The 19,194-nt window shown below is 62.8% G+C and carries 15 protein-coding genes; 10 read left to right on the forward strand and 5 right to left on the reverse strand.

What is annotated here, in order from left to right:
• Positions 1–38 precede the first annotated feature (38 nt).
• Positions 39–926 carry a DMT family transporter gene (locus tag QRN36_RS23120; RefSeq protein WP_285426183.1) on the forward strand — a complete coding sequence of 296 codons (888 nt, stop codon included), beginning with the start codon at positions 39–41 and terminating at the stop codon, positions 924–926.
• An 84-nt stretch (positions 927–1,010) separates the two neighbouring features.
• Here the strand turns inward: QRN36_RS23120 and QRN36_RS23125 are convergent, their stop codons facing one another.
• Positions 1,011–2,360 carry an MFS transporter gene (locus QRN36_RS23125; RefSeq protein WP_285426184.1) on the reverse strand — a complete coding sequence of 450 codons (1,350 nt, stop codon included), beginning with the start codon at positions 2,358–2,360 and terminating at the stop codon, positions 1,011–1,013.
• A 310-nt stretch (positions 2,361–2,670) separates the two neighbouring features.
• Here QRN36_RS23125 and quiC point away from each other — a divergent pair, with 310 nt between their 5' ends.
• Complete coding sequence (quiC, locus tag QRN36_RS23130) at positions 2,671–4,578, forward strand: 3-dehydroshikimate dehydratase QuiC (RefSeq protein WP_285426185.1); 1,908 nt, start codon at positions 2,671–2,673, stop codon at positions 4,576–4,578.
• 90 nt (positions 4,579–4,668) lie between these two features.
• Positions 4,669–5,340 (forward strand): TetR/AcrR family transcriptional regulator, encoded by a 672-nt coding sequence (locus tag QRN36_RS23135; protein ID WP_285426186.1) that lies wholly within the window; start codon positions 4,669–4,671, stop codon positions 5,338–5,340.
• 105 nt (positions 5,341–5,445) lie between these two features.
• Here the strand turns inward: QRN36_RS23135 and QRN36_RS23140 are convergent, their stop codons facing one another.
• Complete coding sequence (locus tag QRN36_RS23140) at positions 5,446–6,309, reverse strand: shikimate dehydrogenase (RefSeq protein WP_285426187.1); 864 nt, start codon at positions 6,307–6,309, stop codon at positions 5,446–5,448.
• A gap of 229 nt (positions 6,310–6,538) precedes the next feature.
• Here QRN36_RS23140 and QRN36_RS23145 point away from each other — a divergent pair, with 229 nt between their 5' ends.
• From QRN36_RS23145 to QRN36_RS23160, 4 genes are all read left to right on the forward strand, one after another.
• Positions 6,539–7,933, forward strand: coding sequence for an MFS transporter (locus QRN36_RS23145; RefSeq protein WP_285426188.1), 1,395 nt, complete (start codon positions 6,539–6,541; stop codon positions 7,931–7,933).
• A 146-nt stretch (positions 7,934–8,079) separates the two neighbouring features.
• Complete coding sequence (locus QRN36_RS23150) at positions 8,080–8,847, forward strand: 3-hydroxyacyl-CoA dehydrogenase (RefSeq protein ID WP_285426189.1); 768 nt, start codon at positions 8,080–8,082, stop codon at positions 8,845–8,847.
• A 39-nt stretch (positions 8,848–8,886) separates the two neighbouring features.
• The gene (locus tag QRN36_RS23155) at positions 8,887–10,074 is read left to right on the forward strand and encodes an acetyl-CoA C-acyltransferase (protein WP_285426198.1); all 1,188 of its coding nucleotides are present in this window, start codon (positions 8,887–8,889) and stop codon (positions 10,072–10,074) included.
• 90 nt (positions 10,075–10,164) lie between these two features.
• A complete protein-coding gene (locus QRN36_RS23160; RefSeq protein WP_285426190.1) occupies positions 10,165–10,938 on the forward strand; it encodes an enoyl-CoA hydratase in 774 nt (257 codons plus the stop codon).
• Positions 10,939–10,944: 6 nt separating this feature from the next.
• On the opposite strand, the gene QRN36_RS23165 is transcribed toward QRN36_RS23160, so the two are convergent.
• Positions 10,945–12,489 carry a type VI secretion system Vgr family protein gene (locus QRN36_RS23165; protein ID WP_285426191.1) on the reverse strand — a complete coding sequence of 515 codons (1,545 nt, stop codon included), beginning with the start codon at positions 12,487–12,489 and terminating at the stop codon, positions 10,945–10,947.
• A 338-nt stretch (positions 12,490–12,827) separates the two neighbouring features.
• On the opposite strand from QRN36_RS23165, the gene QRN36_RS23170 reads away from it, so the two are divergent.
• Complete coding sequence (locus QRN36_RS23170) at positions 12,828–13,529, forward strand: YebC/PmpR family DNA-binding transcriptional regulator (RefSeq protein WP_093458831.1); 702 nt, start codon at positions 12,828–12,830, stop codon at positions 13,527–13,529.
• Between the two features lie 54 nt (positions 13,530–13,583).
• On the opposite strand, the gene QRN36_RS23175 is transcribed toward QRN36_RS23170, so the two are convergent.
• Both QRN36_RS23175 and QRN36_RS23180 read right to left on the reverse strand, forming a co-directional pair.
• The gene (locus QRN36_RS23175) at positions 13,584–14,867 is read right to left on the reverse strand and encodes a leucine-rich repeat-containing protein kinase family protein (protein WP_285426192.1); all 1,284 of its coding nucleotides are present in this window, start codon (positions 14,865–14,867) and stop codon (positions 13,584–13,586) included.
• Positions 14,868–14,957: 90 nt separating this feature from the next.
• The gene (locus QRN36_RS23180) at positions 14,958–15,506 is read right to left on the reverse strand and encodes a TetR/AcrR family transcriptional regulator (RefSeq protein WP_285426193.1); all 549 of its coding nucleotides are present in this window, start codon (positions 15,504–15,506) and stop codon (positions 14,958–14,960) included.
• A gap of 178 nt (positions 15,507–15,684) precedes the next feature.
• Here QRN36_RS23180 and QRN36_RS23185 point away from each other — a divergent pair, with 178 nt between their 5' ends.
• Together QRN36_RS23185 and QRN36_RS23190 are read left to right on the forward strand one after the other, a co-directional pair.
• Positions 15,685–16,818 carry an MFS transporter gene (locus QRN36_RS23185; protein ID WP_285426199.1) on the forward strand — a complete coding sequence of 378 codons (1,134 nt, stop codon included), beginning with the start codon at positions 15,685–15,687 and terminating at the stop codon, positions 16,816–16,818.
• Positions 16,819–16,919: 101 nt separating this feature from the next.
• Positions 16,920–18,833 carry a propionyl-CoA synthetase gene (locus QRN36_RS23190; protein ID WP_285426194.1) on the forward strand — a complete coding sequence of 638 codons (1,914 nt, stop codon included), beginning with the start codon at positions 16,920–16,922 and terminating at the stop codon, positions 18,831–18,833.
• Positions 18,834–19,194 lie beyond the last annotated feature (361 nt).

Consider the following 19,194-nt stretch of genomic DNA (forward strand, 5'->3'; position numbering starts at 1 on the left):
GACTGACCACGCATTCACGCAAGGCCAAAGGAAAGCTGATGAGTACCACCAGCACGCCGCTCTCCGGCGTCAACCAGCCGCTCAAGGGGATCGCACTGATCGTCCTGGCGACCTTTCTGTTTTCCAGTCACGACACGCTCTCCAAATACCTCTCCGGCATCTACCCGATCATGATGGTCGTGTGGATTCGGTATGTCGTGCACACCGCGCTGATGGCGTGCATTTTCATGCCGTCGTCCGGGCTGCGCGTGCTGCGCACCAAAAAGCCCGGCCTGCAGGCACTGCGCGCAGTGTGTCTGCTGGGCACCAGTCTGCTGTTCACCAGCGGCCTGATGTTCATCCCGATCGCCGAGGCGACCGCGGTCAACTTCCTCGCCCCGTTGCTGGTGACGGCATTGTCGGTGCCATTGCTCAAGGAAACCGTCAGCCGCGGACAGTGGATCGCGGTGCTGGTGGGGTTCGGCGGCGTGATGGTGATCGTGCACCCGGGCGGCGAATTGTTCACCCCGGCGATCCTGCTGCCACTGGGATCGGCATTGTGCTTTGCCTGTTATCAGTTGCTGACGCGACTGGTCGCGGCGCATGACAGCCCGACCACCAGCAACTTCTTCGCCGGGCTGTTCAACAGCCTGCTGATGAGCGCCATCGTGCCGTTCTTCTGGCAGTCACCGGAGTGGCGACACATCCCCTTCATGCTGGCATTGGGCACCTGTGGAATGGTCGCGCATTTGATGCTCACTCAGGCGTTCCGCTTTGCCGCGCCTGCGTTGCTGGCGCCGTTCGGGTATTGCCAGATCGTCTTTGCCGGGCTCTGGGGTTTCATCGTGTTCAACCACGCACCATCGCTGACTGCCCAGGCGGGCATCGCGATCATCTGCCTCAGCGGTCTGGCGGCTGCCTGGCAACAACGCAAGAAGGGTGGCTGAAGGGCGCCGACGCGGGCCTGCGGTTGACACCTGGCCCGACGTCGGCAAGCGGTGCGGTGGCCCGCGGTATCGGGCCTGTCCGGCTCATTCGCCGGTCGGATCGACGTTCCGAGGCGCCATCAGGTACATCCACACCAGTGCGATGAAATACATCGCCGGGATGAGCGTGAACAGCACGTTGTAGTTGTTGTGGGTCGCGGTGAGCACGGCGCCGACAATCTGGGTCATGAACATGCCGCCGATGGAGGCGCACATGCCGCCGAAGCCGAACACCGTGCTCATCATGTGCTTGGGCGTGTAGTCCATCACCAGACTCCAGATATTCGCCGTCCACGCCTGATGCGCCCCGACCGCCAGGGCAATCGCCAGCACCGCCATCCACAGCCCGCTGGCGTTGGCGGCAAAGACCACGCAGATGATCGTCAGGGCGAAAACCAGCATCGACACCAGCCGCGCCGTCGTCGCGCGCATTCCGCGACCGATCAGCCAGGAAGACAGAATGCCGCCGCCGATGCTGCCGAAGTCGGCGGTCAGCCAGATCAGCATCAGCGGAATCCCCATCTGCGTGACGCTGATGCCCAGGTTGTATTGCTGATTGAGAAACGGCGGCAGCCAGTACAGGTAAAACCAGAACACCGGCGCCGTCAGCGCGTAGGCCAGGGCGAAGGCCCAGGTGCCGCGCATTTTCAGAATCTGCGAAAAGGGCACCTTTGCCGGAGCGCAATCAGGCTCGTTGCCCTGGTGAATGTAATCCAGCTCGCTCTGGCGCACCGTCGGGTGATCTTCGGGATTGAAATACTTCAAGCGCCAGATCACCACCCAGGTCAGGCCCAACGCGCTCATGCACAGGAACGCAGCCTGCCAGCCCCACACGGTAAGGATCAGCGGCAACAAGGCGGGAGTGACCATGGCGCCGACGTTGGTCCCGGCGTTGAAGATCCCGGTCGCGACGGCGCGCTCGCCTGCCGGAAACCACAAACGCGTGGTCTTGACGCAGGCCGGGTAATTGGCCGCTTCGGTCAGGCCAAGAATGAAGCGACAGACCATGAAGCCGGCCGCGGAGGTCGCCAGGCCGTGGGCGCCGGTGGCGAAGCTCCAGAGCAGAACGGCGAGGAAGAACGCCCGTTTGACGCCAACCTTGTCGATGAACCGGCCCTGCAGCAGAAAGCCGCCGGCGTAGCCGACCTGGAACCAGAAGTTGATATTGGCGTAATCCATCGCCGTCCAGCTCATCTTCTCGGCCAGGATCGGCTGCATGACGCCCAGCGCGGCGCGGTCGATGTAGTTCAGCGTGGTAGCGAAGAACACCAGGGCGAGCATGCCCCAGCGGGTCTTGCCGATGGCGAAGGCGCCGCGGATTTTCTCGCCGATCCCGGCATGCGGGTGCACGGGGGTCGCTGCGGCGGGCGCAGGCGTAGCAGGGTATGAGCGCATGAGCATTTAACCTGTCTTGGAATTGTTATGGTTCTGTCCGGTGACGCGTACCCGGATGCAAGGCGGCAGCGGGCTGGAGCTGTGATGTTCACCTTGTCCGACAATGTGCAAACGATGGTGGACATCGACGGCGAGAGCGTCAATTGACTCAGGGCGCTTTTGGGCGATTATCGAACACAAAACTAACCGGTCCGTACATTTAAATTGCTGTAAAAGGATACCGGGAGAATAATCGCTTTGACACCCAGGCTGCAGCCGACAACGATCGGTTTGTCCGGGTGCGGCCATGAGATCACTCAGGAGTCACCTAATGCAGCGCTCGATCGCCACCGTTTCCTTGAGCGGAACACTGCCGGAAAAACTCGAAGCCATTGCCGCCGCCGGGTTCGACGGTGTGGAAATCTTTGAAAACGACCTTCTTTACTACGACGGCAGCCCCCGCAACGTGCGCCAGATGTGCGCCGACCTGGGCATCGCCATCACGCTGTTTCAGCCGTTTCGGGACTTCGAAGGCTGCCGCCGGGACCGCTTGCAACGCAATGTCGACCGCGCCGAGCGCAAGTTCGACCTGATGCAGGAACTGGGCACCGACCTGGTGCTGGTCTGTAGCAATACCGCCAGTGATTCGCTCGGCGATGAACGCGTTCTGCTGGACGACCTGTCGCTGCTGGCCGAGCGGGCCGGGGCGCGCAAACTTCGGATCGGTTACGAGGCCCTGGCCTGGGGGCGGCATGTCAACACCTGGCAGCAGGTGTGGAACCTGGTGCGCCAGATCGATCATCCTGCGCTGGGCGTGCTGCTCGACAGCTTCCACACGCTGTCGCTCAAGGGCGATCCTCGCGCCATCGCCGACATCCCCGGCGACAAGATTTTCTTCGTGCAAATGGCAGACGCGCCGTTGCTCGCCATGGACGTGCTGGAGTGGAGTCGGCATTTCCGCTGCTTCCCTGGCCAGGGTGAGTTCGACCTGCCGGGCTTTCTTGCGCCGATTCTCAAGAGCGGCTACACCGGGCCGCTGTCGCTGGAAATCTTCAACGACGGTTTTCGTGCAGCGCCCACGCGGGCCAATGCTGCGGATGGATTGCGTTCGTTGCTTTATCTGGAAGAGAAAACCCGCGAGCGCCTCCAGCAGGACGCGCAGCCCGTTGCGCAGGAACTGCTGTTCAGTCCGCCGGCGGCGAGTGCGTACGACGGCGTCGAGTTTCTCGAATTTGCCGTCGACGATGCGCAGGGCGCGCGACTGAGTCACTGGCTGGAAGACCTGGGTTTCGCCAAACTCGGTCAGCATCGTTCCAAGGCCGTGAGCCTGCTGGGGCAGGGCGACATCAAGATTGTGCTCAACGCCGAGCCCTATTCGTTCGCCCACAGTTTTTTCGAGTCCCACGGCCCATCGTTGTGCGCCACTGCACTGCGCGTGCAGAACGCAAGCACCGCGCTGGAGCGTGCCCGACAGTACAAGGGCCAGCCTTATCGCGGGCTGGTGGGGCCCAATGAGCGGGAAATCCCGGCGGTTCGCGCGCCGGACGGCAGCCTGATTTATCTGGTCGAACCCGCAACGCCCGGGCAGTCGATCTACGACAGCGACTTCACGATCGGCAGCACAGCAGCCCCTCGCGGCGGCTTACAGCGGATCGACCACATGGCTATGGCATTGCCGGCCGAGAGTCTCGACAGCTGGGTGCTTTTCTACAAGGGCCTGCTGGATTTCGAGGCGGACGACGAAGTCGTGTTGCCCGACCCCTACGGACTGGTGAAAAGCCGTGCATTGCGCAGTCGCTGCAGCACCGTGCGCCTGCCGCTGAACATTTCCGAGAACCGCAATACAGCGATTTCTCATGCGCTGTCCAGCTATCGCGGCTCGGGCGTGCACCACATTGCGTTCTCGTGTGACGACATCTTTGCCCAGGTGGCCCGGGCCAAAGAAGCGGGCGTGCAATTGCTGGACATCCCGCTGAACTATTACGACGACCTGGCGGCCCGTTTCGATTTCGACGACGAATTCCTCAGCGAACTGGCGTATTACAACGTGTTGTATGACCGCGATGCCAACGGCGGCGAGCTGTTTCACGTCTACACCGAAGCGTTCGATGACCGGTTTTTCTTCGAGATCCTGCAGCGCAAGAATGGCTACACCGGTTATGGCGCAGCCAATGTGGCCGTGCGTCTGGCGGCCATGGCCAAATCGCGAAGCGGAGGGGCGCGGCACAAGCGGCTGTGAGCGGATGCGCGGCATGCTGGCATATGCCGCTTCCGTAACGCGGCAGCGCGGCTCATAATCGCGCGATTCCACCGTGGTCGTGAGCCAAGCATGAAAACTGTCGACGAGACCTTTGCCGAAGTGCCCGTAGAGGCGCCACGCAAGAGCCGCAAGAACAACCCGGAAAAAACCCGAGACGGCATCCTGCAGGCGGCCGTCGCCGAGTTTGTAGCCCAAGGACTGTCGGGCGCCCGGGTCGATGCCATCGCCGAACGGACGCAAACCTCCAAGCGGATGATCTACTACTACTTCAACAGCAAGGAACAGCTGTACAGCGAAGTGCTGGAGAAGTTGTACGGGGACATCCGCCACACCGAAAGCAGCCTGAATCTGGACGTTCTGGCGCCTGCTCAGGCGATCAAGCGTCTGGTCGAGTTCACCTTCGATCACCATGACCGCAATGTCGATTTCGTGCGGATCGTGTGCATCGAAAACATCCACAACGGCGAAAACGTCAAGCAGTCACCGACCATTCGCGCCTTGAGCCAGCACGTCTTGCAGGCGCTGGACGAAACCCTGCGCCGTGGCGAAAAGGAAGGCGCGTTCCGCCCGGGCGTGCAGGCGGTGGATCTGCACATGCTGATCAGCTCGTTCTGCTTTTATCGCGTGTCGAACCGCCACACCTTTTCGGAGATCTTCCAGATCGACCTCGAAGACCTGGACGTGAAGTCGCGACAGAAAGCGATGATCAGCGATTCGGTCGCCCGCTACCTGATGCCTTGATCCAGCGCCCCGGGCGGGCCGCTTGTCGAGGCCTGGCCCGGTGTGGACTGATGTCGGCTGCGGCTCGACGCCGGCGCTATGAGCGATGTCGAACCTGACGAAATTTCAGTGCGCCTGTGCGCTGAAAAAAGCCTGCATCCGCTCGGCGTTCGCCGGGACGCCGGTGAACAGTTCGAATGCCTTGACCGCTTGAAACACCGCCATCGTGCTGCCGTCCAGCGTGCGGCAACCCAGTTCCCTGGCGTGGGCGAGCAGTGCGGTCTGCAGCGGGAAATAAACGATTTCCGCCACCCACAGGTCCGCGCGCAGCAATTCGACCGGCAGCGGTGTGCCGGGCAGCTTACTCATGCCCACCGGCGTCGTATTCACCAGTCCATCGGCGTTTGCCATGGCGGCCGGCAGGTCATGGCCGACCCGCGCGCGGCCGTTGCCCAAGTGGGCGTTCAGGTTGTCCACCAGGCTTCGGGCACGGCCGGCGTCGACATCGAAAATCACCAGCTCAGCAACGCCTTCGCCCAGCAGCGCATGGGCCACTGCGGCACCGGCGCCGCCAGCGCCCATTTGCACCACGCGGCGTCTGGCGACGTCACCCAGCCCGCGGCGAAAGCCTTCGGCAAAGCCCAGGCAATCGGTGTTGTGGCCGATGCGCCGCCCATCTCTGAACACCACCGTGTTGACCGCGCCGATGGCGCGCGCTTCCGGGGACAGCTCATCGAGCAGCGGGATGACCGCCTGCTTGCACGGATAAGTGATATTCAGGCCGGTGAAACCGCTGCGCTGGGCGCCATCGATCAGCCTGGGCAGGGCGCTGGCGTCCAGGTCCAGCGCTTCGATGTCGATGAGGCGATACAGATAGCGCATGCCTTGCGCATCCCCTTCGTGCTCGTGCAGCGACGGGGTACGGGACGCCTGAATGCCGGCCCCGATCAGGCCGGCCAGGATGGAAAGTTGCGTGGAGTTTGAGTTCATGGCGATGGGCTCTTGTTCTGAGGTGCCCGCACCGTTGGGCGACCGTTGTCCGTAAAATGTACCAGACGGTTAATTCTGTGAAAGGGGTACAGGTGTTGTTCTGTGGCAAAGCGTTCGCTGATCGCCCACAACTGCGCGGGGCAGGAAAAGGGCAGATTCGCGCTGCTGCCCGCTACGCGAAAGCGATATCCTAGGGCGCTGCCTGCCAGGCTCATTGAAGGGAACGCGGATGTCGCAACGTCAATCGACGCTGATCGCCTTGCTGGTCGCGGTCACGTTTTTCATGGAAAACCTCGACGCCACGGTCATCGCCACGGCACTGCCGGACATGGCGAATACATTCAACGTCGCGGCGGTCGACCTCAACATCGGCATGAGCGCCTACATGCTGGCGATCGCGGCTTTCATCCCGATCAGCGGCTGGCTGGCGGACCGGCTGGGTTCGCGGCTGGTCTTCGGCAGCGCGATCGTGCTGTTTACGGTGTCGTCGCTGCTGTGCGGCATCAGCGGCAGCCTGGAGTCATTCGTCGCCGCTCGTGTCCTGCAAGGCATCAGTGGCGCGATGATGGTCCCGGTGGGGCGCCTGGCGGTGATGCGCGCGACCGAGAAAAAGGATCTGGTGCGGGCGATTTCGCTGATCACCTGGCCGGGTCTGGTGGCGCCGGTGCTCGGGCCTCCGTTGGGCGGGTTCATCGTGACGCATGCGTCATGGCCGTGGATTTTCTACCTCAACCTGCCGCTCGGCGTGCTCGCCCTGATAGCCGCGCTGATCCTCATTCCGCGCCGCAACGAAGTCAGCTCGCGGCCCTTCGATTTACCGGGCTTTGTGCTCGTCGGCGTTGCCTGCACAGCGATCCTGTATGGCATGGAAATGCTTGGCCAGGGGCGCGCCAGCCAATGGTCGGGACTGCTGGTGACCGGCGTCGGCCTGTTATGCGGCGTGGCGGCGTGGCTGCACATGCGCAGGCATGCGCAACCGTTGTTGAACGTCGGGGTGATCACGATTCGCACCTTCAGCGTCAGTCTGCTGGGAGGCTCGGCTTTCCGGATTGCCATCAGCACGCTGCCGTTTCTGCTGCCGCTGATGTTTCAGGTGGGGTTCGGGCTGTCAGCCTTCGATGCAGGGCTGCTGGTGCTGGGCGTGTTTGCCGGCAACCTGGCGATGAAGCCGTTCACCAGCGCCATCATGCAGCGCTGGGGTTTCCGCCAGGTGCTGATGGTCAACGGCCTGATCGGCATCGGCGCCATTGCCGCCTGCGCTTTGCTCGATAAGGCCATGAGCGGGCCACTCATTCTGTTGATCCTGTTCATCGGCGGGCTGTCTCGCTCGATGCAGTTCACTGCGTTCAACACGCTGGGTTTCGCGGATGTCCCCAAGGCGCAGATGAGTCACGCGTCGACCCTGTTCAGCATGTTTTTCCAGCTCAGCATGGGCCTGGGCGTGGCCATCGCCGCCCTGTTGCTGCGCGGCTCGATGTACCTGCACGGCAACGAAGGGCAGGCCGTGACGGCGGATTTTCAGCTGACCTTCATCTGGGTGGCGCTCATTGCGGCACTGGCGTTGCTGGACAACCTGCGACTGTCCCCGCAAGCCGGAGAGGCCGTGCTGCAACGCAAGACCTGACACATTGTTCAAAGCGGCGCTGCGCGAGGAGTGCGCTCACTGGCTAAAAGCGCCACTGTCGATGCGCGCTTTGACTATTGCTCATCCGGTCGCCAGGGCAGAGTATTTCGTCACTCGAACAATAAAAGTGTAAGGACGACACCATCATGCAGATCCAAGGCAAGGTATTTCTGGTCAGTGGCGGTGCCTCCGGGCTGGGCGCTGCGACTGCGCGGATGCTGATCGACGCGGGCGCGAAGGTCATGTTGCTGGACGTCAACGCCGAGGCCCTTCAGACGCAGCTGCACGCACTGGGTGCTGATGCGCGTGCATGCGTCACCGACATCACCCGGGAAGAGGCCGTAAAGGCCGCGCTCGATCAAACGTTGGCCGAGTTCGGTCGCGTGCAGGGCGTCATCAACTGCGCGGGCATCGTCGGTGCGCAAAAAATCCTCGGCAAAGAAGGCCCTCACGGGTTGTCGAGCTTCAGCCAGGTTATCAACGTCAACCTCATCGGCAGTTTCAACCTGATGCGCCTTGCCGCTGCGGTGATGGCCGAAGGCGAGCCGGACCAAGGCGGCGAACGCGGGGTGATCATCAATACTGCGTCGATCGCCGCCTATGACGGCCAGATCGGTCAGGCGGCCTATGCGGCGTCCAAGGGCGCCATTGTCAGTCTCACACTGCCCGCCGCGCGGGAGCTGGCGCGCTTCGGCATTCGCGTCATGACCATCGCGCCGGGCATCTTCGAGACGCCCATGATGGCGGGCATGACGCCGCAAGTACGCGAGAGCCTCAGCGCCGGCGTCCCATTCCCGCCTCGGCTGGGCAAGCCTGAGGAATACGCGGCACTGGCGCGGCACATCATCGAAAACAGCATGCTCAACGGCGAAGTCATCCGTCTGGATGGCGCCTTGCGCATGGCTGCTCGCTAAATCGAGGAGGCACCGATCATGTCATTGAACAAACGCCAGATGCACCACGACGACCCGGTTGTCATCGTCAGCGCCGCGCGCACGCCCATGGGCGGCTTTCAGGGCGACCTGAAAAGCCTGACGGCGCCGCAACTGGGCTCGGCGGCCATCGGCGCCGCGGTCGAACGCGCCGGGCTTGCGCAGACTGATATCGACGAAGTGCTGTTCGGTTGCGTGCTGTCAGCGGGGCTGGGTCAGGCCCCCGCACGCCAGGCGGCGCTGGGCGCCGGTCTGAGCAACGGCACGCGCTGCACGACGCTCAACAAGATGTGCGGCTCCGGCATGCAGGCGGCGATCATGGCCCATGACATGCTGCTTGCCGGTAGCGCTGACATCATTGTCGCCGGTGGCATGGAAAGCATGTCCAATGCGCCGTATCTGCTGGACAAGGCGCGCAACGGTTATCGCATGGGCCACGCTCAGGTCATAGACCACATGTTTCTCGACGGCCTGGAAGATGCCTACGAGCGCGGCCGCCTGATGGGCACCTTTGCTGAGGAGTGCGCGGCGTTCGAGGGCTTCAGCCGGGAGGCGCAGGACGCCTTCGCCCTCGCGTCGCTGACCCGTGCTCAGGAGGCCATCAAACGCGGCCACTTCGACGCCGAGATCGTCGCGCTGCACGTGACGGTCGGCAAAGAACAGAAAGTCGTGCGCCACGACGAACAGCCGCCCAAAGCGCGGCTGGACAAGATCGCCGGGCTCAAGCCTGCGTTTCGCGAAGGCGGCACGGTCACGGCGGCCAATTCCAGCTCGATCTCCGATGGCGCGGCGGCGCTAACCCTGATGCTGCAGTCCGAAGCGAAACGCCGGGGACTGACGCCGCTGGCAACCATTCGCGGCCACGCCGCCTACGCCAATCAGCCGGGGCTGTTTCCCACGGCGCCCGTCGGCGCAATCGAAGCGCTGATGAGCAAGACAGGCTGGTCGCTGGATGAGGTCGATCTGTTCGAAATCAATGAGGCCTTCGCGGTGGTCGCACTGGTCACCATGAGCAAGCTCGAACTGTCCCATGAAAAGGTCAACGTGCATGGCGGGGCCTGTGCGCTGGGCCATCCCATCGGCGCGTCCGGCGCGAGAATCATCGTGACGCTTCTTTCGGCGCTCAGGCAACGCGGCCTGCAACGTGGGGTCGCGGCAATCTGCATTGGCGGCGGTGAAGCGACGGCCATGGCTATAGAACTGAATTAATATGAAATTCAATAGCTTGAATAGAATTCTTAATGTCAGGTGACGTTGTTTCTAGTTAGCATCACTATTAGTTTAACGGGTTATAAAACAATGGCTTACGAGACAATTCTAAAAGAAGTCAAAGGTCGGGTCGCGTTGCTGACATTGAACCGTCCACAGGCGCTGAATGCGTTGAATGCGCAGCTGATCAGCGAGCTCAACCATGCGTTGGATGAGCTGGAAAGCAACCGGGACATCGGCTGCATCGTCCTCACCGGATCTGCCAAAGCGTTCGCCGCCGGGGCTGACATCAAAGAGATGGCAGAGCTGAGATACCCGCAGATCTACCTGGATGACCTGTTCAGCGACAGCGATCGGGTCGCCAGCCGGCGCAAGCCGATCATTGCGGCGGTCTCCGGTTTTGCCTTGGGAGGTGGCTGTGAGCTGGCGCTGATGTGCGATTTCATTTTGGCCGCGGACAACGCGCGCTTCGGTCAGCCGGAAATCAAGCTCGGCGTTTTGCCGGGAATGGGCGGCACTCAGCGCCTGACCCGTGCTGTGGGCAAGGCCAAGGCGATGGAAATGTGCCTGACCGGTCGCATGATCGACGCGACGGAAGCCGAACGCTCCGGGCTGGTGGCGCGAGTGATCCCACAGGAACAACTGCTGGAAGAGGCATTGAAGGTCGCCGCCGGGATTGCGGCCAAGTCGATGCCGGTCGCCATGATGGTCAAGGAAAGCGTGAACCGCGCCTTCGAGGTCAGCCTGGCGGAGGGCATTCGCTTCGAACGGCGAGTGTTCCACGCGGCCTTCGCCACTGACGATCAGAAAGAAGGCATGGCTGCGTTCATCGAAAAACGCGAACCGGACTTCAAGCACCGCTGACGTTTCTTAGGGCAATTGCCCAGTCTTGCCTGATGACTCATCGGCGGCCGGCGAGTAATGAATGCCGGCGTGATCGAGGCGAATCACCCCGTGGGTGCCTTTGATCGACAGGGCCGCTTCACCGTCGATGCGCAGGCGCTGCTGGGCGTGCAACTCGATGGCGCGCGGGGGCTGATGGATGACGGCGCCGTCGACACGCAGTTGCAGGTCGGTGGCGCCGTCCGACGATGGCTCCATTGCCACGCCGCTGACCAGCGGTTGGTCGGTATCGCCGCCGAAGAAGGTGATGCGCAGGCGTGTGCCGGCTGGAGAAAGCGGCACGCTGCTGCGCACGCGCGCGAGGCTGTCACCACTGTCCCGGGTTTGCCAGTCGTAGCGTATGTAAACCCGGCCTTGTCGGTCGGGCGCCTCGCGGGTCTGGGTTGCCCACAGATGGCCGTCGAGGCAGGGTTTCAAATGTCGGTGCGCCGGACGAAAGGGCATCGCCCATGGGATGGCGTCGAACGCATTGGCGTACCACGCACGTTGATTGGCAGGCGCGCAGACGCTGGTGGGCGGTCGGGAACCGGTCAATTTCAGGATCTGGATGACGTCGTCGGTGGGGCAACCCACCAATGGGGTGAGCTGCTTGCCCACATGATGTACTGAGGTGATCAGCCATTGATCGTTGAATTGCGATTCGGGCTGACCCTCGATGCGTACGACCCGGCCACTGAGCAAGCAGGGCGATGCGCTGCTTCCGGTCACCCGACGCCGATCGCAGCGCAGCCGCTCCAGCTCCCGCCCAGCGCGCTGCCATTGATGTCGCGCTGCGTCGTCCAGCACGCGATAGTTAGGAAGCGACGGGTTTGCCGCGCGGCCTCCGGATACTTCAGGGCCGAACGTGCCTTGCGACTCACTGGCGTGGTCACTGATGCAGCGCTGCAGCGAGAATTGTTCAGCCATATGCGACACATTGATTGCCGTTGGCCATTCGGCAAACCCGGCCGGATCGTCGGAAAACCTCAGCACATGGCCATCTGCGCGATGCTCGACACAGAAGCCGATGCCTTCCTCCTCGCACAGACGCTGCAGCAGATGCAGGTCGGTTTCACCGTACTGAATGCAATGTTCACGGGCTGGATAGACGCCGGTCAGGTCGTTCAGGCCGACTGTCATCCCCGATAATGCGTGCCCGCTCAACAGCCGCGTGATGATCTGCGGCACGCTCAAGCCGTTGAACGCACAAGGTTCGCGTCGCGTGCCCAGGCGCAGTAACGCAGGCATCAGGCGCAGGCGATACAAGCTGAGCCTGGCGCCGCGATGCAGTCGTTCGGCACTTGAGATCAGGCCATGGACGCGCTGCTGTTGCCCGGCATCAGGGCCGAATGCCAGACAGGCGTGACGCTGCAGCAGTGCGTGACAGTCGAGCGCAGGATCGGCGCTGAGCAGGTCGATGTCGAAGCGAAACAGACCGTTGAGCCTGTCGCGGCCATTGATGCCGATGACCTGCCAGCCATCGGCGCTATCGCTGACCGTCAGCGTCATTGTCACGTGCAGGGCGTTGCCCATCTGCGTGTCCACCTTGAAAAACGAAGGCGCTGAGGGTACGGAAAGCGGCCCGGGAAAAGCGCGACTGCCGAATTTTCAGAAGCGGACTACAGCTCGCGCTTGATTATCTGCAGCAGTGCAGCGGCATTTTCCGCGAAACTTATCGACTCTGGTTTGATCGGCGGCAGCGTGACAGGGGTTTCATCTGGCGCTATCGCGTATAAAATGCGCCGGGCGCCACGGTTCTGCCTCGGCGTGTCATCATCGGTCACCATTTTTCAGCGTTTATCGTCATCCGCCCCGGCGCCCCACGCCGGGCGGGCATTGTCGGTCTACCGCCATCGGAACAGAGAGCAATCATGGGCGCACAGTGGAAGGTCAAACACAAAGAAGCGGCAGCCAACGCCAAAGGGCGTATTTTTGGCAAGCTGTCCAAGGAAATCATGATTGCCGCGCGTTCCGGCGCTGATCCCGACATGAACGCCCGCCTGCGTCTGGTGGTCGAGCAGGCGAAGAAAGCCTCCATGCCGCGTGAAACCCTCGAACGCGCCATCAAGAAAGGCGCGGGCCTGCTGGGCGAGCACGTGCACTTCGAGAAAGTCACCTACGAAGGCTTCGCGCCGCACAAGGTCCCATTGATCGTCGAGTGCCTGACCGACAACGTGAACCGCACCGTCGCCGAGATCCGTGTGCTGTTCCGCAAGGGCCAGATGGGTGCTGCCGGCTCCATCACGTGGGATTTCGATCACCTGGGCATGATTGAAGCCGCAGGTGATGGCAAGACCGATCCGGAAGAAGCCGCCATCGAAGCAGGCGCCCAGGATGTCGAAGCCGGTGACGAAGGCGTGACCCTGTTCTACACCGAGCCTACCGACCTGGACGCCGTCTGCAAGGCGCTGCCTGAGTTCGGCTTTACCGTTGAGTCAGCGAAGATCGGTTATCGTCCGAAGAACCCGGTCGAAGGCCTGAACGACGAGCAGATGGCCGAAGTCGAAGCCTTCCTTGAAGCCATCGACAGCCACGACGACGTGCAGAACGTTTACGTCGGTCTGGCTGGCTGAGGCTGCCTCGACCGTGCGCCGGAGCCGCTCATCGACGCTCCTGCGCACGTACGGTTACTGACGCAAGGCGTCGTCAATGGCCGCGAAGGTCGGCCGGTCCTTCAGACTGGCCTGCACACAGCGCGTATACAGTGCGCGCAGTGAGGACGTTTCACCCTCGCTCGCGTTGCAGATCGCCAGCAATTCCCCCAGCAAAATCCCGAACGCCCGAACCTCGATGCGCTCCAGCCACTGGCCGGTTTCTTCGTCCGGATAAAACGCGGCCGCGCCGAAATCGCCGAGCAGGCTGTTGCCGCTTTCGTCCCAGAGAATGTTGTGCGCGTACAGATCGCCGTGATTGATGCCGCGGGCATGCAGGTGACGGCAGGCCGACGCGATGTCGCTGGCCATGCGCAGAAGGGTGTTCAAGGACAGGCGCGTGCCGTTGTAGACGTCCCGCGTGCAGGATTCCAGGCTGGGTGGCCGGGCGAGGGTAACGAAGCGCGGGGAGATCAGCGCCATCACCAGCCCGCGGGCGTTTTGCGGATGCGCATAGAGCTGACCCAGCACCGGTATCAGGCCCGCGTGCTGACCGGCGGCGATGCAGGCCGCCATTTCGTTCAACGGTGAGCCGTCGCTGGTGAGTTCGCCTTTGTACAGCTTGACCGCCACGTCAACCGTCACATCGTCTTCAAGCCATTGCGCCTGATGAATGATTCCCGACGCGCCTTCTCCCAGTACCTGCCCCAGCGTCAGGTGCTGCCACGTGATCTGTCGGATGGGCTCTTCAGTGTGCACGTCGTTCAGCGGGTTGCCGGAGAACGCCAGCCACGCCAGCGCCGGCAATGTGGCCAGCCAGTCAGGCAGTCGACGGAGCTGGTTGGAGGCGATGCGCAGCAGTTCCAGGCGGTGACACGCCGCAAGGGATTGCGGCAGGGAACGCAAGCGGTTGCCGGCAAGCATGAGCTTCTGCAGGTGCTGGCACTGACCCAGTTCTTCCGGTAACGACTCGATCAGGTTTCCCGTCAGGACCAGCGAGCGCAGGCGGGGCGGCAGTGCGTCAGGTGAAACGCGGGTGATCTGACAGGCCTTGAAGCCGACGAAAAACAGCTGCTGGCATTGCCCCAGCGATGGCGGCAATTCGGTGAACGGGTTGTCGGAGCAGAACAGGATTTTCAGGTGCTTGAGCCGGTGCAGATCCGCTGGCAACGCGCTCAGGCGATTGCCGGACAGGTTCAACACCTCAAGCGTGTCGGCGAGGCTGAAGATCTCGTCGGGAAACTCGCTGAGGCCGCAACTGAGGTCCAGCCGGGTCACGCCTTTCAGCGCGCCGGCGCGCAGGTCTGCAAGAGTGTGCATGGGACGCGAAGTACCTGTGATCGATGAGCCGCCATGATAACCAGTTGGCCCGACTCATGGGCGATCGGTCGATCGGGCATCAGGGCTGGCTCAGCCCAGGCAGCGATCCAGCAACTGGTGCATGCGCTCAAGGCTGGGCGCTGACTCGGCGTAGAGAATACGGTAGACCATCGGCGCCACGACGGCGTCCACCAGTTCGTCGGCCGACGGGCTGCGTTCACCACGCTCGCGGGCCCGATCGATGATGATCTGCAACTGGTCGCGGACGATGTTCAGGCACTTGCCCGAGCACAGCGTGGCGCTGCTGGCGACCACGTCACGCATCATCTCGCGTCCGGGGGCGGAATTGGTTTCTTCCAGGTACACCTCGACCCAGGTGCGCAGGTCGTCGCGCAGGTTGCCGCAGTCCACCGGCTCGTCAGGGCGCAGGCGTTCGACGGCGGCGTCGGCGAGCAGGGCGGTCAGATCGCCCCAGCGACGGTAGATGGTCGACGGCGTCACGCCTGCGCGGGCCGCGATCATCGGCACGCTCAGGGCCGAGCGCTCCTGTTCATCGAGCAGGTCGCGCACTGCCGAATAGATTGATTTCTGTACCCGCGCGCTGCGCCCGCCAGTACGAATGCCTTCTTTGATAGCCATGGAGCGGACCTTAACACAAAGTATTTGCTTTAAGCGGATTCTGCTCGCACACTCCGTAAAGCTAAATCTTTGCTTTTGTGGCGTGCTATTTCGGGAGAGTGTACTCGTGTCTGATTCTTTGCAGAACCCGCAAGTCGATGGTCGGAAGTCGAGTCACCTTGGGTACTTTGCGCTGGTGATGCTGTGCTTTTTCGCCGCGTCCAGCGCACCGACGCCGCTCTATCATCTGTACCAGCAGGCGTGGGGCTTTTCGCCGGTCCAACTGACGGTCATCTTTGCGGTCTACGCGCTGAGCTTGCTGGCGACGCTGCTGATCTTTGGGTCATTGTCGGATTATCTGGGACGGCGTCCGGTCATCTTCGTGTCGTTGCTGCTGGAAATCCTCTCAATGCTGCTGTTCATCGGGGCCAGTGACGTCACCTGGCTGATCGCTGCGCGCATGCTGCAGGGCATTGCCACGGCGATCGCTACCAGCGCGTTGGGCGCGGCCATGCTCGACACCGATCAGAATCAGGGCCCGTTGATCAACAGCATCGCGCCGATGTTCGGCATGGCCCTGGGCGCGCTGGGCACCAGTGCCCTGGTCGAATATGCACCCATGCCGCTGACACTGGCGTATCTGCTGTTGCTGGCGGCGTTCGTCTTGCAGGCGTTGTACCTGCTGCGCGTGGGCGAAACGGTCACGCCGCAGCCCGGTGTGCTGAAAACCCTGAAGCCGACGCTGTATGTCCCGCCGCAGGCTCGCGGCACGTTGTTACTGGTGCTGCCTGCCGATATCGCGGCATGGGCGCTGGGCGGCTTCTTCCTGTCCCTGGCGCCGTCGTTGCTGACTGCCGCCACCGGCGCCACGTCGGTGCTCAATGGCGGACTGGCGGTCGCGGCGCTGACCATCAGTGGGGCCATTTCGATCATGAACCTGAGGCTGCGCGCCCCGCGCCTGGCGCTGCTGGTGGGCTGCAGTTTTCTCGCCGCTGGCGTTTCGGTGATTCTGGCGGCGGTCAATCTGGGCTGGCTGTGGCTGTTCTTCGCGGGCGCCGTGGTCGCCGGGATCGGCTTCGGAGCGAGTTTTTTGGGCGCGTTGCGCCTGCTGCTGCCATTGGCTCATGCGCATCAGCGCGCCGGGTTGATGTCGGCGTTTCTTGCCCTGAGCTACCTGGCCTTCTGCGTGCCGGCGCTGGTCGCCGGGGTGTCGATCAAGCACCTGGGTCTGGTCAGCACCACCAATGTCTACGGCACGGTCGTGGTGGCGCTGGCGCTGCTGGCGCTGGGCGGCCTGCTGTTGCAACGCCGGGAAGGCGCCAGGGCGGTGTGACGGTCTACAGGGGAAACCGGCGCCATGGCAGGCGCCGCAGGTTCTGCTAGTTTCAATCCTGTGTTGCCAGCCCTCATAAGAACAATCACAGGGATCCAAGGATGAATGACCGCAATGCCGAGCCTTCGGGCGCCGCGTACACCCATCATCACCCGCAATCCATTGCCGATCCGCAGGCCTACTGGGCCGAGCAGGCGCGCCAGGTGGCGTGGTACCGAGCACCGCAGCAGACACTCGAAGCGCTGCCGGACGGCACCCATCGCTGGTTCGCCGACGGTGAGCTGAACACCTGTTACCTGGCGCTGGACCGGCAGATCGAGCTGGGCCGGGGCGAGCAACGGGCGTTGATCTACGATTCGCCGGTGACCGGTCAACAGGCGACTTACACCTTCAATGAGCTGCGCGACGAAGTGGCGCGGCTGGCCGGCCTGTTACGCACGCTTGGCGTGGAAAAGGGCGACGGCGTCATTATCTACATGCCGATGATTCCTCAGGCGGCCATGGCCATGCTGGCCTGTGCGCGAATCGGTGCGGTTCATTCGGTGGTGTTCGGCGGGTTCGCGCCCCACGAGCTGGCGCTGCGTATCGACGACCTCAAGCCCCGGCTGCTGCTGACGGCCTCGTGCGGGCTGGAGTTCGATCGGGTGATTGCCTACAAACCGCTGGTGGACAAAGCGCTCACGCTGGCCGCGTTCAGCCCGGAGCACGTGCTGCTCTGGCAACGCCCGCAAGCGCCTGGTGATCTGCTGCCGGGCCGCGATCTGGACTGGCGTCAGGCGCTGGAAGGCATTGCGCCGGTGGAGCCGGTGGCGGTCAACAGCCTCGATCCGCTGTACATCCTTTACACCTCAGGCACCACCGGCAAACCCAAAGGCATCGTGCGGGAAAACGGCGGGCATGCGGTGGCGATGCTCTACACCATGGGTGTGGTGTACGGCATGAGCGCGGGGGACGTCTGGTGGGGGATTTCCGATGTCGGCTGGGTGGTGGGGCATACGCTGATTGTCTACGCGCCGCTGATGTCGGGCTGCACTACGGTGTTCTACGAAGGCAAGCCGATTCGGACGCCGGACGCCGGCGCGTACTGGCGCATCATCGAGCAGTACCGGGTCAACGCGCTGTTCTGTGCGCCGACCGCGATGCGCGCCATTCGCAAGGAGGATCCCCAGGGCCATCACCTCACGTCTCGCGATCTGGGCAGCATCAGGCAGTTGTTCCTGGCCGGCGAGAAGCTCGATTCCAGTACCCACGAATGGCTCGAGGGCCTGAGCGGCAAGCCGGTGCTCGACCATTGGTGGCAGACCGAAACCGGCTGGCCGGTGACCGCGCCGTGCCTGGGTCTGCAAGGGCATCGGCCTGCGCCGGGCTCCAGCAATCGCCCGGTCCCAGGCTATGCGGTCCGGGTCATGGACGAGGACGGCAAGCTGCTCGGGCCGGGCGAGCAGGGCTCGATCGTCATCGCGTTGCCGCTGCCGCCGGGCTGCAGCCAGACGTTGTGGAACGACCATCCGCGCTACTTGAGCGCTTACTTGCAGGCGTTCCCCGGCTACTACAACACCGGTGACGGCGGGTATGTCGACGAGCAGGGGTTCGTTTACATCATGGGGCGCACCGATGATGTGATCAACGTGTCGGGGCATCGGCTGTCGACCGGCGAGATGGAGGACCTGGCCGGCCAGCATCCGGCGGTCGCGGAGAGTGCGGTCATCGGTGTGCACGACGAGATCAAGGGACAGGTGCCGCTGGCGCTGGTGGTGCTCAAGGATGGCGTCGACCAGAGCCCGGCCCAGGTGCAGCAGGAACTGGTGGCCCGGGTCCGCGAACGGATCGGCGCGTTGGCCTGTTTCAACCGGGTGATTGTCGTCAAGCGCTTGCCCAAGACCCGTTCCGGCAAGACGCTGCGCGCCGTATTGCGCAAGATCGCCGATGGAGAGGCTTACACGATCCCGGCCACCATCGACGATCCGGCGATTCTCGCGGAAGTGGCGCAGGCGTTGGCGACACGTCCAGCATGAACAGCGCGTGTTTTTTGCGGTACATCTGGTAGGCATGCGGCGGTTGGAATGCAGTCTTCGCGGGCAAGCGCGCTCCTACAGGATTGGGGTTGGCCTGAAGACTTCGCTGCGCTCCAAACCCCGGTGGAAGTGAGCCAACTGTCTTTAAAGCCCCCTCGATCAAAAGCGTGACGCCCGACGCTTTCCCGGCTAAAGCCGGTCCTACGAAAAGCCTGCAGCATCTGTAGGACCGGCTTCAGCCGGGAAGAGGCCTGTGCATGCTGTGGAGATGTGGTGTCTGGAAATCAGGCATCGCGAGCAAGCTCACTTGTATGGTAGGACTCGAAGGGGTGGGTGGGACCTAAAGCTGGCTTCTGACTGT

The sequence above is a fragment of the Pseudomonas sp. efr-133-TYG-103a genome, from assembly GCF_030209235.1.
Lineage (GTDB): Bacteria > Pseudomonadota > Gammaproteobacteria > Pseudomonadales > Pseudomonadaceae > Aquipseudomonas.